This window comes from Diaphorobacter sp. J5-51 (genome assembly GCF_001023515.1).
Lineage (GTDB): Bacteria > Pseudomonadota > Gammaproteobacteria > Burkholderiales > Burkholderiaceae_C > Diaphorobacter > Diaphorobacter nitroreducens.
The window spans coordinates 268,068-283,530 of the sequence record NZ_JSYI01000032.1 but is presented as its reverse complement, the minus strand read 5'-3'; the positions used below and the strand labels follow the sequence as shown (position 1 = coordinate 283,530).

Sequence of the window (15,463 nt, the reverse complement as noted above, 5' to 3'; positions counted from 1 at the left end):
TACGCCGCTTTGGACGTTACGTGGTCATGGCTTGCTGTCTGCTCCGTACTTGGGAGAGCGAGGCCCATGCAATAGTCCTCCCGGACGGCCGGCATACAGCAGTCGGCCGTTTGCGACCTCGGCGATCTGCACGCTGCGGTCTGACTAGGTTTCCACAATCTGGTCAATGAGCGCAGACACCAGCATGCCCACCAAGCCGCCGCTTGAACGCTTGTTTTCTGCACTCGAGGCTGTTGCCTCCCCGGACCACAGTTGCTCGCCCGTTCACATTGCAGGCGACTCCAGTCCCTCCACCAGAAACTGCACCCGCCGCTCGCCCCGCCACTCGTTCACGTCCAGCCGGAAGGCCAGCAACGCCCGTTCGGGCAGCGGGTCGGTGTGGCCGAACCAGATGGCGTCCACGGGCTGGCCCTGGTGCAGCAGCTTGATAGACAGGTGGTTGCGCGCCTCGCCCACCAGGCGCTGGCTCAGCACCTGCACTTCCTCGCTGAAGGTAGGCGGCGCAAAGCCCTGGCCCCAGACCTCGCGGTGCAGCGTGTCCACCAGCTCGGCGCGGCAGTATTCCGGGGCCAGCGGGCCGTCGGTCTCCAGCCGGCGCGTGAGCGTCGCGGCATCCAGCCATTCCTGTGCGACCTGGGCGAAGGCCTGCTCGAAGAGGTCGAAATGCTCCTCGGCCACGGTGCAGCCGGCCGCCATGGCGTGGCCGCCGAACTTCAGGATCACGCCGGGGTGGCGCTTGGCCACCAGGTCCAGCGCGTCGCGCAGATGAAAGCCGGGGATGGAGCGGCCTGAACCCTTCAGCTCATGCTCCTTGCCCGGCGCGCTGCTGGCAGCGAACACGAAGGTGGGGCGGTGCAGCTTGTCCTTGAGGCGCGAGGCCACGATGCCCACCACGCCCTCGTGAAAGTCCGGGTCGAACACGCTGATGGCGGGCGGCGGCTCCTCGCCTTCGTCGAACAGGCTCTCGGCCAGCAGCAGGGCCTGCTCGCGCATGCCGCCCTCTAGTTCGCGCCGCTCGCGGTTGATGGCATCCAGTTGCCGGGCCAGGTCGGCGGCGCGCGCCGGGTCGTCGGTCAGCAGGCATTCGATGCCCAGCGTCATGTCGGCCAGGCGCCCCGCGGCATTGATGCGGGGCCCAAGGGCAAAGCCGAAGTCGAAGGTGGTGGCGACGGGGGCCTTGCGCCCGGCGGCGTCGAACAGGGCCTGGATGCCGGCCTGCATCTGACCGGCGCGGATGCGCTTCAAGCCCTGCGCGACCAGGCGGCGGTTGTTGTTGTCCAGGCGCACCACATCGGCCACGGTACCCAGGGCCACCAGCGGCAGCAGCGGCTCCAGCTTGGGTTGCGTGGCCTTGTCGAACACGCCGCGCGCGCGCAGCTCGGCGCGCAGCGCCATCAGTACATAGAACATCACGCCTACGCCGGCGATGGATTTGCTCTCGAAGCCGCAGCCGGGCTGGTTGGGGTTGACGATGGCGTCGGCCGCGGGCAGTTCGGGGCCGGGCAGGTGGTGGTCGGTGATGAGCACCGTCAGCCCCAGCGCCTTGGCGCGCGCCACGCCCTCGATGCTGGCGATGCCGTTGTCCACGGTGATGAGCACGTCGGCGCCGCGCTCGTGCACGCGCTGCGCGATGGAGGCGGTGAGGCCGTAGCCGTCCACCACGCGGTCGGGCACCAAATACTGAACATGGCGTGCGCCCAGCAGGCGCAGGCCGCGCACCCCCACTGCGCACGCAGTGGCGCCGTCGCAGTCGTAGTCGGCCACGATGAGCAGGCGCCGGTCCTGGCTGATGGCGTCGGCCAGCAGCGCCGCGGCCTGCCGCACGCCCATGAGGGTGTCCGGCGGTAGCAGGCGGGCGAGGGCGTCGTCCAGCTCCTCCTTGGCGCGGATGCCGCGCGCCGCGTACAGGCGTGCCAGCAGCGGGTGCACGCCGGCCTGCTCCAGCGCCCAGACCACGCGCGGTGGGATGTCTCTTGCTACTATTTTCATAGCTGCTCGCGCACGCTGGAAAAGCGCTGGGGCCTGAAAAGGCTTTGAATGCGCTGGCCCAGGCCGCGCGGCGCCGTGTGCCAGGACTGCGCGCCGCGTTCGCCACACAGCGTGAGGCGCGCCGCGCCGCCGCCCGCCACATGCGCGGCCAGGCGCGCCACGGGGCCAGCGTCCAGCGCGGCCCAGGCTTGGCGCCAGGCGTGCCAGTCCTCGCGCAGCGCGGCGTCCAGCAGGGTGGTGGGCATCTCGGGCGCCGGCACGGGGGCGGGCGGCTGGAGCAGTGCGCCTGCGCCGTGCACCCAGAAAGCGTTGACCGGCGGCAGGCCCTGGGCCGCGCGCGCGTCGTTGAAGGGGTGGGTGTACAGCAGCATCTGCATCTCGCTGTGCAGGCGGTGCAGCAGGCGCGCGCGGGCGGGGTCGGGCATCCAGGCGCGCACGTCGCGTTGGATCACGCGGTCCAGCGACGCGGTGGGCAGGTTATCGAACACTGCTCCTTGCGCGACCCAGCGCGTCGGCTGGTCGTAGGTGAGGGTGATGCCGTCCTCGGCAAACCAGGGCGCCACGATGGCGAGCAGCGCGCGCGAGGCGGCCTCGTCCAGCCGCAGCCGCGCCGGGTCGCCCAGCGTGACATGGTCGGCACCGACCTGCCAGTGGCAAGGGGTGATGAAGGCCCAGGCGCTGGTGGCCGCATGGGGAGCGCTGACCTGCTGGTGCTGGTGCCAGGCGGCCCAAGGCGTGGTGCCCTCGCTGGTGGCGGGCAGGCCGTGGTGGCGGGCCAGGGCCCGTTCGTGGGGCGGGGCGAAGTCCGTCTCGGCGCCGGCGTCCAGGCCGGTGCTGGACAGGCGGGCCAACAGCCGGTCCAACTGGGGCAGTTCCAGGCCTTCAAGCGCCTGCTGGCATCCCTGGGCCGGGCTGGCGGCCAGCGGGATGAGTAAATGGGGCATGTCCGACATAGGGGTGTATTGTCCCGGATGCACCCGATGACGGTGGGCGCAAAACCCACAGCGTCATGCAAGCGTCACAAGTGCAACAGAGACTGGATCGCTCACTTTTACGGCCAAGGATGCCCATGTCTTCTCACCGTCTTCCCTTGATCATTGCGATGAGTGCCTCCCTGCTGGCGACCGCCTGTGGCGGCGGCGACGACCCCGCACCGCTGCCGACGCTGAGCGGCCAGGCTCCGCTGGTGGTGGGGCACCGCGGCGCCTCGGGCTACCGCCCGGACCACACGCTGGAGAGCTATGCACTGGCCATCCAGATGGGGGCGGATTTCATCGAGCCCGATTTGGTAGCCACCAAGGACGGCCACCTGGTGGCGCGCCATGAACCCAACATCACCAGCACCACCGATGTGGCCAGCCGCCCCGAGTTCGCCAGCCGCAAGACCAAGCGCATGGTCGATGGCGTGGAAGAAGAAGGCTGGTTCGCCACCGACTTCACGCTGGCGGAACTGAAGACCCTGCGCGCCATCCAGCCGCTGGCCGAGCGCGACCAGTCCTATAACGGCAAGTTCCAGATCCCCACGCTGCGCGAGGTGCTGGACCTGGCCAAGACCGAGGGCGGCAAGGTGGGCCGCGTGATCGGCGTCTATCCCGAGACCAAGCACCCCACCTACCATGAAGATGCGGGCCTCAAGCTCGAAGACCGCCTGCTGGCCATCCTGGCCGAGTACGGCTACACCAAGAAGGATTCGCCGGTCATCCTGCAGTCGTTCGAGACGGCCAACCTCAAGTACCTGCGCACCAAGACGCAGGTGCGCCTCATCCAGCTGGTGGATGGCAACGACTACGACTTCAAGACCGGCGCGGTCACCTTCGAGGCGCCATATGACCGCCCCTACGACTGGACACGCGCGGGCCGCAAGGACCTGTTCGCTTCCATGGTCACGCCGGCGGGCCTGGCCGAGATCGCCAAGTACGCCGACGGCGTGGGTCCCTGGAAGCCCTACATCGTGCCGGTCAAGGGCACCTTTGGCGCCGACGGCAAGATGGTCGACGTGAACAAGGATGGCGCGGTCAACTACGCCGACGCTTCCAGCAGCACTCCCACCAGCCTGGTGGCCGACGCACACAAGCTGGGCCTGATGGTCCACACCTGGACCATGCGCAACGAAAACCGCCGCCTGGCCTTCGACTACAAAGGCGACCCCCAGGCCGAGTACCTGCAGTTCTACCGCCTGGGCGTGGATGGTGTGTTCTCCGACTTTGCCGACACCGCGGTGGCTGCGCGCAAGGCCTATCTGACGGAGACGGGCCGCTGAGCCGCGGGCCGGCGCCGCGCAGGGCAGGCGGCCTTGGCGCGTCAGCCCCTGCGGCACCCGGCTTGCGCTGANGCCCTGGGCCCGCGCCGCGGGCCCGGGTCGATGACACAATCGCGCTTCCATGCAAATTCCCTACGAACTGGCCCTGGGCTGGCGCTACACCCGGGCAGGCCGGGCCACGCGGCGCAACGGCTTCATCTCCTTCATCTCGGGCGTGTCCATGCTGGGCATATCGCTGGGGGTGGCGGCACTCATCATCGTTCTGTCCGTGATGAACGGCTTTCAGAAAGAGGTGCGCGACCGCATGCTCAGCGTGGTCTCGCACATCGAGATCTTCGCGCCGGGCGGTGCAGCGCTGCCCGACATGCCGCGCACGCTGGCCGAGGCGCGGGCCAATCCGAACGTGGTGGGCGCCGCGCCCTTCGTCGCCGCCCAGGCGCTGCTGGCGCGTGGCGAGGACATGAAGGGCGCGCTGGTGCGCGGCATCGACCCCGCGCACGAGGCCGAGGTGACCGACCTGGCCGCCGAGAATTTGGAGGGCCTGAAGGCCCTGGTGCCGGGCGAGTTCCGCGTGATCCTGGGCAGCGAACTGGCGCGCCAGCTGGGCGTGCGCGCGGGTGATGCGGTCACGCTGATCGCACCGGCCGGCCAGGTCACGCCTGCGGGCGTGGTGCCGCGCCTCAAGCAGATGACGGTGGCGGGCACCTTCAATTCGGGCCACTATGAATACGACTCTGCGCTGGTGATGCTGCACCACGAGGATGCCGAGCGCATCTTCCGCCTGGAAGGGCCGACCGGCGTGCGCCTGAAGCTCAAGAACCTGCATGACGCACCCGAAGTCACGCAGCAACTGGCGCACAGCCTCTCGGGCAACCTGTTGATCCGCGACTGGACGCAGCAGAACCGCACCTGGTTCGCGGCCGTGCAGCTGGAAAAGCGCATGATGTTCATCATCCTCACGCTGATCGTTGCGGTGGCGGCATTCAACCTGGTGTCCACGCTGGTGATGACCGTGACCGACAAGCGCGCGGACATCGCCATCCTGCGCACGCTGGGCGCCAGCCCCGCCAGCATCATGGGCGTGTTCATGGTGCAGGGCGCCATGGTGGGCGTGATCGGCACGCTGGCCGGCCTGCTGCTGGGCCTGGGCGTGGCCTTCAACATCGACGTGATCGTGCCCGCCATCGAGCGGGCGCTGAACGCCAGCTTCCTGCCCAAGGACATCTACCTCATCAGCAAGATGCCCAGCGACCCGCAAAGCAGCGACATCGCGCCCATTGCCGTCATTTCCCTGATCCTGGCCTTTGTGGCCACCCTGTACCCGAGCTGGCGCGCCAGCCGCGTGAACCCCGCGGAGGCGCTGCGCTATGAGTAATGGGCAAGTGGTGCTGCAGGCGCAAGGCCTGACCAAGCGCTTTACCGAGGGCCGGCTGGACGTCACCGTGCTCAAGGGCGTGGATCTGGCAGTGCACGCCGGCGAGACGCTGGCCATCGTGGGGGCGTCGGGCTCGGGCAAGAGCACGCTGCTGCATCTGCTGGGGGGGCTGGACGCGCCCAGCGCCGGCACCGTCACGCTCCAGGGGCAGGCGCTGCAGGCGCTATCGCCCGCGCAGCAGGGGCGCCTGCGCAATGCGCACCTGGGCTTCATCTACCAGTTCCACCACCTGCTGCCCGAGTTCAGCGCGCAGGACAACGTGGCCATGCCGCTGCGCATCCGCCGCGAGCCCTACGCGCAGTGCATCGAGCGGGCGGTGCGCATGCTCCAGGCCGTCGGCCTGGGCGAGCGTGTGCACCATCGCCCGGCGGAACTGTCGGGTGGCGAGCGCCAGCGCGTGGCCATTGCCCGGGCGCTGGTCACGCAGCCGGCCTGCGTGCTGGCCGACGAGCCCACCGGCAACCTGGACCGCGCGACCGCCGATGCCGTGTTCGCCCTCATGCTGCAGCTAGCGCGCGAGCAGGGCACTGCCTTCGTGATGGTCACGCACGATGAATCGCTGGCCGCGCGGTGCGACCGCGTCGTGCGCTTGGTCTCCGGTGCTTTGAGCTAAAACGGCCTCCAGCGCTTGTTGGGTAAGCGCTGGCAGCTATATTTTCAATAGTAAATCAGGCTGTTGCGGCGGGCGCTTGCGCGGGGGCGCACTCGTCGAACGCGGCCACGGCATTGGCTGCGTACATCAGGGCGGGCCCGCCGCCCATGTACACCGCAATGCCCAGCACCTCGTGCACCTCGGCGCGCGTGGCGCCCAGGCGTGCCAGCGCTTGGGTGTGAAAGCCGATGCAGCCATCGCAGCGCGCGGCCACGCCAATGCCCAGCGCGATCAGCTCCTTGGTCTTGGCGTCGATGGCGCCGCCCGCGAGCGCCGCCTTGCCCAGCGCGTTGAAACCCTGCATTACCTGCGGAACGCTGTTGCGCAGCTCGCTGACGTTGCTAGAGATTTCGCGCGTGAGGGCCTTGTAGTCGGTGGACGAGGTCATGGTGGAACTCCTGGTGGTGAAAGGGATGCGCCTGCTCGGCGCTGTTGACACATTTATTAGTATCTACTAAATTAGCATACGTTAATTTAGATATTTATCAACAAGGAGCGCAGGTGGCCACTACCGCCGACCTGGAATTCATGCAGCAGGGCGCCGCGCGCGCCGCTGCGCTGCTGCGCGCGGTGGGCAACGAACACCGGCTGCTCGTGCTGTGCCTGCTGATCGAGCAGGGCGAGGCCTCCGTGGGTACGCTGCTGGAGCAGGTGCGCCTGAGCCAGTCCGCGCTGTCGCAGCACCTGGCGCGCATGCGCGACGAGGGGCTGGTGACCTTCCGCCGCGACGCGCAGACTCTGTACTACCGCATCGCCGACCCGGCGGCGGAAAAGCTCGTGGCTGCGCTCAAGGACATCTTCTGCCCCTGAGCGGCCGCGTCGCTGCGCAGAGGTACCGTTTTTTTCGTCAACTAGGAGAAGTGTCATGAAACACAACGTTGGGGGTTGGGACCGCGGGCTGCGCATCGCGGTGGGTCTGGTGCTCATCGGCCTGGCGGCCACGGGCACCGTGGGCTGGTGGGGCTGGCTGGGCGTGGTGCCACTGCTGACCGGCCTGGCGGGCACCTGCCCTGCGTACTCGCTGCTGGGCATGAACACCTGCCCGCTGAGCAAGAAGGGCTGATGGGGCACAGCAGCTCCGGCGGCGCCGATGCGCCGCCGACCGATCCGCAGGACATTGGCGCTGCAACGCACTGAGACACTGCGGACCGGCGCTGGGGGCGTGCGGTGGCATGATCCGGCGCATGGACGTCTGGATCGACACCCATTGCCACCTGGATGAATTTGCAGATCACGGCGGCGCAGCGCTCGCAGATGCCGAGCGTGCACGCGCCGCGCAGGCCGGCGTGGCCCACTGCGTGCTGCCCGCGGTGGAACTCGCCAATCTGCAGGCCGTGCGGGACCTGGCGCACCGCCACGGCGACAGCTATGCGCTGGGCATCCATCCCCTGTTCACTCCCGTCGCCGGCGACGAAGACTTGCCCGCCCTGGCGCGCGCGCTGGAGCAGCACCAGGACGACCCGCGCCTGGTGGCCGTCGGCGAAATCGGGTTGGACCTCTTCGTGCCCCATCTGGACAGGGGACGCCAGCAGCACTTTTACCGGGCGCAGCTGCAGTTGGCGCGCCGGTTCGACCTGCCCGTGATCCTGCATGTGCGCCGCTCGGCGGACCAGTTGCTCAAGGCGCTGCGCGAGCTGCCGGTGCGCGGCGGCATCGCCCATGCCTTCAACGGCAGCCTGCAGCAGGCGCAGGCCTTCATCGATCTGGGCTTCAAGCTGGGCTTTGGCGGCGCGGTCACCTTCGACCGTGCGCTGCAGTTGCGCCGCCTGGCCACCGAACTGCCGCTGGACGCGCTGGTGGTGGAGACCGATGCGCCCGACATTCCGCCGCACTGGCTCTACGTGACCGCGGCCGAGCGCGCCGCTGGCCGCCCGCCCGCACGCAACACGCCTGCACAGCTACCGCGCATCGGTGCGGTGGTGGCGCAGCTGCGCGGCATCTCCAGCACAGAACTGGCCCATGCCACGCGCGCCAACGCTTGCGCAGCGTTGCCACGGCTGGCTGAACTGTTGGCATAGGTTTGAGTGCTTTCGGGCTCAAAGGCTTATGCAGAAAGCGCTAGCAGCTATATAAACAATAGTAATGGAGGGCCGGTGGCTGCGCAGAAAAAAACGGTAGTGCTGTCTGCCGGTCGTCTGGTCGGCCTGCCGCCCGTGGTGGGCTCCGGCACGCGGGTGCTGGTGCTGGGCAGCTTCCCCGGTGTGGCGTCGCTCGCCGCGCAGCAGTATTACGGCCATCCGCAGAACCACTTCTGGCGCATCCTGGCGGCGCTGTGGCCGCAGCATCCGCTGCCGGGCCGCGACCAGTACGCCGCGCGCTGCGACTGGCTGCTGGCCCGCGGCCTGGGCCTGTGGGACGTGTATGCCGCCTGCGAGCGCGAGGGCAGCCTGGATACCAGCATCCGCAACGCGCAGGTCAACGACTTCGCCGGCCTGCATGCCCGCGCGCCGGGGCTGGCCGCCATCGCCCACAATGGCGGGGAAAGCTTCCGCCACGCCAAGGCCGTGCGCGCCAGCCTGGGGCTGAAGGCAGATGCGCCGATGCCATCGCTGCGCCTGCCGTCCACCAGCCCGGCCAACGCGTCGTGGAGCTTCGAGAAAAAACTGCACGCCTGGGGCGAGGCCCTGGCGACTTTTGGATTGGTATAACGATTTGACCCGCAAGAAAACCGCCGCCACCGAACTGCCCGAGGTGAGCGTCTCCGATGATGGTGAAGTGCGCCACCTGCACCTGGGCACGCCGTGGATTCAGGGCTCCATGCGCATCGCGCAGCCGTTCGAGATCGAACTGGAATACGTGCAACGCATGATGGCCTGGCTGCTGTTCGTGGAGCCCGCCAGCGTGGCCAAGCGCCACGCGATGCAATTGGGCCTGGGGGCCGGTGCCATCACCAAGTTCTGCCGCAAGAAGCTGCGCATGTGCTGCACCGTGGTCGAGCTGAACCCGCGCGTGGAGGCCGTCTGCCGCGCCTGGTTCAAGCTGCCGCCCGACGGCCCCATGCAGCGTGTGGTGCTGGCCGATGCGGCCCAGGAAATCAAGAAGCCCGAATGGCATGGCACGGTGGACGCGCTGGCGGTGGACCTGTACGACCATGAGGCCGCCGCGCCGGTGCTGGACAGCGCGGAGTTCTATGCCGACTGCCGCGCGCTGCTGACGCTGGACGGCTGCCTCACGGTGAACCTGTTCGGCCGCGCCTCCAGCTACGAGCGCAGCCTGGACAAGCTCGCCGAGGCCTTTGGCGCCGACGCGCTCTGGGCCTTCAAGCCCACGCGCGAGGGCAATACCGTGGTGCTGGCCCAGCGCACGCCCACGCGGCCTAAACGTGCCGAGCTGCTGGCCCGCGCCGAAAGCGTGCAGGCCCGCTGGGACCTGCCGGCCACCAAGTGGCTGCGCGTTTTCAAACCGGTCGCCTGACCTCTGCCGCCACTCGCACCATGACTGCCGAAGCATTGCCCGCATCCCCCCCCACGGCCGCCGGCGGGCCCACCGGCCCGTTGCAGTGGCGGCTCATCGTCGATTGGCTGCGTGCCGATGGCGTGATCACCGCCGAGCAGGCGCAACGCACCATCGCACGCTGCTCGCAGGCCGAAAGCAGCCAGCACCCACTGGTGCGGCTGGGCAACGTGGCCATGCTGCGCGCCAGCGACGGCAAGCCGCTGGACGTGGACATCCTCACCGAATACGTGGCCCAGCGCTGCGGCCTGGCGTTTCTGCGCATCGACCCGCTGAAGGTGGACGTGGGCCGTGTGGCCGACGCCATGAGCGCCAGCTACGCCGAGCGCCACAAGGTGCTGCCGGTGCAGGTGACCTCCAAGGAGGTGGTGGTGGCCACGGCCGAGCCCTTCCTGCATGACTGGGTGGCCGAGGTGGAGCGCCAGTCCCGGCGCACGGTACGGCGCGTGCTGGCCAACCCCCAGCACATCACGCGCTACACGGCGGAGTTCTATGCGCTGGCCAAGTCGGTGCGCGAGGCGCAGAAGGCCGGAGGCGGCGCCGCGGGCAGCAGCTTCGAGCAGCTCGTGGAGCTGGGCAAGACCAACAAGCAGCTGGACGCCAACGACCAGGGGGTGGTGCGCGTGGTGGACTGGCTGTGGCAATACGCCTTCGACCAGCGCGCGAGCGACATCCACCTGGAGCCGCGCCGCGAGCAGGGCGTGATCCGCTTTCGCATCGACGGCGTGTTGCATGCCGTCTACCAGATGCCCATGGGCGTGCTCAATGCCATGGTGGCGCGGGTGAAGCTGCTGGGCCGCATGGACGTGGTGGAAAAGCGCCGCCCGCAGGACGGCCGCATCAAGACGCGCAACCCGCGTGGCGACGAGGTGGAAATGCGCCTGTCCACGCTACCTACCGCTTTCGGCGAGAAGATGGTGATGCGCATCTTCGACCCCGACAACGCCGTGAAGGATCTGGACGCGCTGGGTTTCACCGCGCACGATGCGCAGCGCTGGGAGCAACTCGTCAAGCGCCCGCACGGCATCATCCTGGTGACCGGGCCCACGGGCTCGGGCAAGACCACTACGCTGTACTCCACCCTGAAGCGCGTGGCCACCGAGGAGGTGAACGTGAGCACGGTGGAGGACCCGATCGAGATGATCGAGCCCAGCTTCAACCAGACGCAGGTGCAGCCGCAGCTGGACTTCACCTTCGCCGAAGGGCTGCGTGCCCTCATGCGCCAGGACCCGGACGTGATCATGGTGGGCGAGATCCGTGACCTGGCCACCGCCGACATGGCCGTGCAGGCCGCGCTCACCGGCCACCTGGTGTTCTCCACCCTGCACACCAACGACGCGCCCAGCGCCGTCACGCGCCTCATGGAGCTGGGCGTGCCGCCGTACCTCATCAACGCCACGCTGCTGGGGGTGCTGGCGCAGCGCCTGGTGCGCACGCTGTGCCGGCACTGCCGGCAGGTGGACGAGGCGGCCGACCCCGAGGCGCTGGCCGACATGATCCGCCCCTGGAAGATCAACGGGGGCTATCGCGCCTATAGGCCCGTGGGGTGCGTGGAGTGCCGTATGACGGGCTTTCGCGGCCGCATGGGGCTTTATGAACTGCTCACCGTGAGCGAGGCGCTCAAGACCCAGGTGAACCAATCGCCCTCCATCGACGCGCTGCGCCGCCAGGCCGTGCAGGACGGCATGCGCCCGCTGCGCCTGGCGGGCGCGCTGCGCGCGGCCGAAGGCGTGACCACGTTCGAGGAAGTCATCGCCGCCACCCCGCCGCTCGAGTAGCACCCACACCTCTGCCATCGCGGCGCAGCAGATGCGCCGTTCCGCCGCATGCATCAGGCGCGCGCCCATCCTTCACAACGCGGTGGAAGGCGGTATGTCCGCGCTCCTGCGGCGCAGGCCCGGCCTGACCAGGGCCCTCGCGCCACCTTCGACGCCGCGCAGCGGTCGGTGCCGTGCTAAGGGCAGTTCCGGGGGTGTTGCCTCTAGGGAAAACTTGTATCTACCGGTAGGTGGAATCCACATCGAGAAACGCTGCCCGACACTCCACAATCGCCCGTCGCGTTCCTTTTGGGAGACATTCGTGAAAATCAAGAGTCAGAAAGATTTCTTTTCCGGCCTCATGTTCCTCGTCGTCGGCGGTGGTTTTGCCTGGGGCGCCACCACCTACAGCGTAGGAACCGGCGCCCGCATGGGCCCGGGCTACTTCCCCCTGCTGCTGGGCATTCTGCTGGGCATCATCGGCGCCGTCATCATGTTCAAGGCCACCGTGGTTGAGACGGTGGACGGCGACAAGATCGGCAAGTGGGCGTGGAAGCAGATCTTCTTCATCATTTCCGCCAACCTGTTGTTCGGCGTGCTGCTGGCGGGCCTGCCCAGCTTCGGCGTGCCGGCCATGGGCCTGATCGTTGCCATCTACGGCCTGACTTTCGTGGCCAGCCTGGCGGGCAACCAGTTCCACTTCAAGGAAGTGTTCATCCTGGCCACCATCCTGGCCGTGGGCAGCTACGTGGCATTCATCTGGGGGCTGGCTCTGCAGTTCCCCGTCTGGCCTAGCTTCATCGTGGGTTGATTCGGAGATCTAGACCATGGAATTGTTTGAACACCTCTCGATGGGTTTTGGCGTCGCGTTTACGTTCCAGAACCTGATCTACTGTTTCATCGGCTGTCTGCTGGGCACGCTGATCGGCGTGCTGCCCGGCGTGGGCCCCGTGGCCACCATCGCCATGCTGCTGCCCGCCACCTATGCGCTGCCGCCCGTGGCCGCGCTGATCATGCTCGCTGGCATCTATTACGGCGCGCAGTACGGCGGCTCCACCACCGCCATCCTGGTGAACCTGCCGGGCGAGTCGTCCTCCGTGGTGACCGTGATCGACGGCTACCAGATGGCGCGCGCGGGCCGTGCAGGCCCGGCACTGGCGGCTGCTGGCATTGGCTCGTTCTTCGCGGGCTGCGTGGGTACGTTGATCCTGGCGGCCTTTGCGCCCCCGCTGACGGAAGTGGCCTTCAAGTTCGGCCCCGCCGAGTACTTCTCGCTGATGGTGCTGGGCCTGATCGGTGCCGTGGTGCTGGCTTCGGGCTCGCTGCTCAAGGCCGTCGCCATGATCGTGCTGGGCCTGTTGATGGGCCTGGTGGGCACGGACGTGAACTCCGGCGTAGCCCGCTACAGCTTTGACATCCCCGAGCTGACCGACGGCATCAGTTTCACCGTGATCGCCATGGGCGTGTTCGGCTACGGCGAAATCATCGCCAACCTGTCCAAGCCCGACGACGAGCGCGAAGTGTTTGCCGCCAAGGTGCACGGCCTGTTCCCCACGGCACAGGACTTCAAGCGCATGCTCCCCGCCATGCTGCGCGGCACGGCCCTGGGCTCGGCCCTCGGGATCCTGCCCGGTGGCGGCGCGCTGCTGTCGGCCTTCGCGGCCTACACCATCGAGAAGAAGACCAAGCTCAAGCCCGGCGAAGTGCCGTTCGGCAAGGGCAACATCCGCGGCGTGGCGGCTCCCGAGTCGGCCAACAACGCGGGTTCGCAGACCTCCTTCATCCCGCTGCTGACACTGGGCATTCCGCCCAACGCCGTGATGGCGCTGATGGTGGGTGCCATGACCATCCACAACATCCAGCCCGGCCCGCAGGTGATGACCAGCAACCCCGAGCTGTTCTGGGGCCTGATCGCCTCGATGTGGATCGGCAACGCCATGCTGGTGATCCTGAACCTGCCGCTGATCGGCGTGTGGATCAAGCTGCTCTCCGTGCCTTATCGCTGGCTGTTCCCGTCCATCGTGCTGTTCTGCGCGGTGGGGGTGTACTCCACCAACAACAACACGTTCGACGTGTGGATGGTGGGCGGATTCGGTGTCATCGGCTACCTGTTCTACAAGCTGGGGGTGGAACCCGCTCCCTTGCTGCTGGGCTTCATCCTGGGCCCGATGATGGAAGAAAACCTGCGCCGCGCGCTGCTGCTGTCGCGTGGCGACTGGAGCGTGTTCGTCACGCGCCCCATTTCTGCCGGCCTGCTGGCGGCCGCGGCCCTGCTGCTGGTCATCGTGCTGCTGCCCGCGGTGAGCAAGAAGCGCGAGGAAGCGTTCGTCGAGGACTGACGCAGATGGCCGCCCTGGCATGTGCCAGGGCACCCCTTGCAAGGCGCCCCTTTCCGGGGCGCTTTTTTTATGCGTGGCGGCGACGGGGTAATGGCGCAGATGCTCCTGAAAGGGGCGCTGGTGGCGCTTGGACGACAAGCGTTGAAAGGGTGAGGGATGCTTTGGTGGGAGGCGCGTTCCGGCCTGCCTCCAACGTAGCTGCCGGCTACGCAGCCGCGTGTCGCGCCGACAACCGCCGCGCGGTGCCCGCCCGCTGCGATGCCGCGGTCGCCGGTCTTCCTGGCGGGCGATGCGGTGTATCTCGTCTACAGTGGCGGGCTGGTGCGGCGACGCATCGGGTGAACGCGCTGAAGGAGCAGGTACTGGACGCCAGCGCCGGCTGCCTGGGCGACACCCGACGGCGCTGCAGCCGCTGCTCAGGCGTGCCGAAGAGAATCGCCTTCCAGCACGCGGGCCCTGGCATGGCGGCACTCAGGAGCATGATCGGTGCAACACCCGTCATGGCCGCGCGCGTCTGACGGTTCGGTTGATGGTCATTCCCTGGGACGGAGGACGGGTTTTCGTGCCCCGCGCGGTGTTCGACGCGGGCGGTGGTCCTGATGCGGGTGTGGGCAGTGTCCACTATGATCGTTTCAAATTGTTTTGCAGGAACCGCCTCCGGCGGCGATGGAGCACGGTATGGATCTGGGTATCGCGGGTAAATGGGCGCTGGTCTGCGGGGCCAGTAAGGGGTTGGGCCGCGGCTGCGCCGAGGCGCTGGTGCGCGAGGGCGTGAACGTGGTGATCAACGCCCGCAATGCCGATGAATTGCAGCGCACTGCTTCTGATTTGATAGCTATTGGCGCAGATGCATCGGGCGTTAGGGGCCAAAATGGTAACCAACCCAAGGTGCTGGCTGCGGCGGCCGACATCACCACCCCAGAGGGGCGCGCAGCCGTTTTTTCCATAGCTGGCGGGCCGGGCCGGGACTTCGACATCGTGGTCACCAACGCCGGCGGCCCCCCGCCCGGCGATTTCCGCGAGTGGGACCGCGATGCCTGGATGCGCGCGGTGGATGCCAACATGCTCACGCCCATCGAACTGATCCGCGCCACGGTGGACGGCATGGCGCAGCGGGGCTTTGGCCGCATCGTCAACATCACCTCCAGCGCAGTGAAGGCCCCCATCGACATCCTGGGCCTGTCCAATGGCGCGCGCAGCGGCTTGACCGGCTTTGTGGCCGGCGCGGCGCGCAGCGCCATTGCCGCGCAGGGCGTCACCATCAACAACCTGCTGCCGGGCAAGTTCGATACCGACCGGCTCGCGGGCACCCTCCAGGCCGCGGCCGGCAAGACCGGCAAGAGCCTCGATGAAGTGCGCCGCGCCCAGCAAGGCGCCATCCCGGCGCGCCGTTTTGGTACGCCGCAGGAGTTCGGCGCCATCTGCGCCTTCCTGTGCAGCGTGCACGCGGGCTATATGACGGGGCAGAACGTATTGGCTGACGGCGGTGCCTATCCCGGCACCTTCTGAGGAACGCGCCAGACCACAACGGGCGAGAATGCGCCGACCGACCGCCATGCCCCGCGCCGCGATGGGGGC

General features: G+C 68.0%; 16 protein-coding genes. 12 read left to right on the top strand and 4 right to left on the bottom strand.

Annotation, left to right across the window (positions count from 1 at the left end; all coding sequences use genetic code 11):
- Positions 1 to 144: 144 nt before the first annotated feature.
- The 3 genes from OX89_RS19015 to OX89_RS05665 are packed head-to-tail and all read right to left on the bottom strand — an operon-like array spanning position 145 to position 2,942.
- Entirely contained in the window at positions 145 to 252 is a 108-nt protein-coding gene (locus OX89_RS19015; RefSeq protein ID WP_084002017.1) for a GNA1162 family protein, read from the bottom strand.
- Between the two features lie 12 nt (positions 253 to 264).
- The gene (recJ, locus tag OX89_RS05670) at positions 265 to 1,989 is read right to left on the bottom strand and encodes a single-stranded-DNA-specific exonuclease RecJ (protein ID WP_047349875.1); all 1,725 of its coding nucleotides are present in this window, start codon (positions 1,987 to 1,989) and stop codon (positions 265 to 267) included.
- Complete coding sequence (locus OX89_RS05665) at positions 1,986 to 2,942, bottom strand: phosphoglycerate mutase (protein WP_047349874.1); 957 nt, start codon at positions 2,940 to 2,942, stop codon at positions 1,986 to 1,988. Before OX89_RS05665 ends, recJ begins: the two co-directional genes overlap by 4 nt.
- Positions 2,943 to 3,058: 116 nt before the next feature.
- Between OX89_RS05665 and OX89_RS05660 the strand changes: the two genes are divergently transcribed.
- From OX89_RS05660 to lolD, 3 genes are all read left to right on the top strand, one after another.
- The gene (locus OX89_RS05660) at positions 3,059 to 4,249 is read left to right on the top strand and encodes a glycerophosphodiester phosphodiesterase (protein ID WP_011806527.1); all 1,191 of its coding nucleotides are present in this window, start codon (positions 3,059 to 3,061) and stop codon (positions 4,247 to 4,249) included.
- A 121-nt stretch (positions 4,250 to 4,370) separates the two neighbouring features.
- Positions 4,371 to 5,624 (top strand): lipoprotein-releasing ABC transporter permease subunit, encoded by a 1,254-nt coding sequence (locus OX89_RS05655; RefSeq protein ID WP_011806526.1) that lies wholly within the window; start codon positions 4,371 to 4,373, stop codon positions 5,622 to 5,624.
- Positions 5,617 to 6,297 (top strand): lipoprotein-releasing ABC transporter ATP-binding protein LolD, encoded by a 681-nt coding sequence (lolD, locus tag OX89_RS05650; RefSeq protein WP_047349873.1) that lies wholly within the window; start codon positions 5,617 to 5,619, stop codon positions 6,295 to 6,297. Before OX89_RS05655 ends, lolD begins: the two co-directional genes overlap by 8 nt.
- Before the next feature lie 55 nt (positions 6,298 to 6,352).
- Here lolD and OX89_RS05645 read toward each other — a convergent pair whose 3' ends face one another.
- Positions 6,353 to 6,724: a carboxymuconolactone decarboxylase family protein gene (locus OX89_RS05645; protein ID WP_011806524.1), complete on the bottom strand. Its 372-nt coding sequence runs from the start codon at positions 6,722 to 6,724 to the stop codon at positions 6,353 to 6,355.
- A 140-nt stretch (positions 6,725 to 6,864) separates the two neighbouring features.
- Here OX89_RS05645 and OX89_RS05640 point away from each other — a divergent pair, with 140 nt between their 5' ends.
- The 9 genes from OX89_RS05640 (at position 6,865) to OX89_RS05600 (ending at position 15,394) form a co-directional block, all read left to right on the top strand.
- Positions 6,865 to 7,146, top strand: coding sequence for a helix-turn-helix transcriptional regulator (locus OX89_RS05640; protein ID WP_172209352.1), 282 nt, complete (start codon positions 6,865 to 6,867; stop codon positions 7,144 to 7,146).
- Between the two features lie 55 nt (positions 7,147 to 7,201).
- Positions 7,202 to 7,399 (top strand): DUF2892 domain-containing protein, encoded by a 198-nt coding sequence (locus tag OX89_RS05635; protein WP_011806522.1) that lies wholly within the window; start codon positions 7,202 to 7,204, stop codon positions 7,397 to 7,399.
- A 121-nt stretch (positions 7,400 to 7,520) separates the two neighbouring features.
- Positions 7,521 to 8,354, top strand: coding sequence for a TatD family hydrolase (locus OX89_RS05630; RefSeq protein ID WP_199856216.1), 834 nt, complete (start codon positions 7,521 to 7,523; stop codon positions 8,352 to 8,354).
- A 99-nt stretch (positions 8,355 to 8,453) separates the two neighbouring features.
- On the top strand, positions 8,454 to 8,984 hold the full coding sequence (locus OX89_RS05625; protein ID WP_103737203.1) for a DNA-deoxyinosine glycosylase: 531 nt from the start codon (positions 8,454 to 8,456) through the stop codon (positions 8,982 to 8,984).
- Positions 8,985 to 8,988: 4 nt separating this feature from the next.
- The gene (locus OX89_RS05620; protein WP_011806519.1) at positions 8,989 to 9,750 is read left to right on the top strand and encodes a hypothetical protein; all 762 of its coding nucleotides are present in this window, start codon (positions 8,989 to 8,991) and stop codon (positions 9,748 to 9,750) included.
- Positions 9,751 to 9,770: 20 nt separating this feature from the next.
- Complete coding sequence (locus OX89_RS05615; protein WP_047349871.1) at positions 9,771 to 11,567, top strand: GspE/PulE family protein; 1,797 nt, start codon at positions 9,771 to 9,773, stop codon at positions 11,565 to 11,567.
- A gap of 301 nt (positions 11,568 to 11,868) precedes the next feature.
- Positions 11,869 to 12,357, top strand: coding sequence for a tripartite tricarboxylate transporter TctB family protein (locus tag OX89_RS05610; protein ID WP_011806517.1), 489 nt, complete (start codon positions 11,869 to 11,871; stop codon positions 12,355 to 12,357).
- Positions 12,358 to 12,373: 16 nt separating this feature from the next.
- Positions 12,374 to 13,885 (top strand): tripartite tricarboxylate transporter permease, encoded by a 1,512-nt coding sequence (locus OX89_RS05605; RefSeq protein WP_047349870.1) that lies wholly within the window; start codon positions 12,374 to 12,376, stop codon positions 13,883 to 13,885.
- A gap of 678 nt (positions 13,886 to 14,563) precedes the next feature.
- On the top strand, positions 14,564 to 15,394 hold the full coding sequence (locus tag OX89_RS05600; RefSeq protein ID WP_047349869.1) for an SDR family oxidoreductase: 831 nt from the start codon (positions 14,564 to 14,566) through the stop codon (positions 15,392 to 15,394).
- The last annotated feature ends 69 nt before the right edge of the window (positions 15,395 to 15,463 follow it).

Bases quoted from the DNA above. Each gene is read 5' to 3' on its own strand.
- OX89_RS05615 (WP_047349871.1), top strand. From the start codon at position 9,771: ATGACTGCCGAAGCATTGCCCGCATCCCCCCCCACGGCCGCCGGCGGG.
- OX89_RS05630 (WP_199856216.1), top strand. From the start codon at position 7,521: ATGGACGTCTGGATCGACACCCATTGCCACCTGGATGAATTTGCAGAT.
- OX89_RS05665 (WP_047349874.1), bottom strand. From the start codon at position 2,942: ATGTCGGACATGCCCCATTTACTCATCCCGCTGGCCGCCAGCCCGGCC.
- OX89_RS05645 (WP_011806524.1), bottom strand. From the start codon at position 6,724: ATGACCTCGTCCACCGACTACAAGGCCCTCACGCGCGAAATCTCTAGC.
- OX89_RS05605 (WP_047349870.1), top strand. From the start codon at position 12,374: ATGGAATTGTTTGAACACCTCTCGATGGGTTTTGGCGTCGCGTTTACG.
- OX89_RS05600 (WP_047349869.1), top strand. From the start codon at position 14,564: ATGGATCTGGGTATCGCGGGTAAATGGGCGCTGGTCTGCGGGGCCAGT.
- OX89_RS05660 (WP_011806527.1), top strand. From the start codon at position 3,059: ATGTCTTCTCACCGTCTTCCCTTGATCATTGCGATGAGTGCCTCCCTG.
- OX89_RS05635 (WP_011806522.1), top strand. From the start codon at position 7,202: ATGAAACACAACGTTGGGGGTTGGGACCGCGGGCTGCGCATCGCGGTG.
- OX89_RS05640 (WP_172209352.1), top strand. From the start codon at position 6,865: ATGCAGCAGGGCGCCGCGCGCGCCGCTGCGCTGCTGCGCGCGGTGGGC.
- recJ (WP_047349875.1), bottom strand. From the start codon at position 1,989: ATGAAAATAGTAGCAAGAGACATCCCACCGCGCGTGGTCTGGGCGCTG.
- OX89_RS05655 (WP_011806526.1), top strand. From the start codon at position 4,371: ATGCAAATTCCCTACGAACTGGCCCTGGGCTGGCGCTACACCCGGGCA.
- lolD (WP_047349873.1), top strand. From the start codon at position 5,617: ATGAGTAATGGGCAAGTGGTGCTGCAGGCGCAAGGCCTGACCAAGCGC.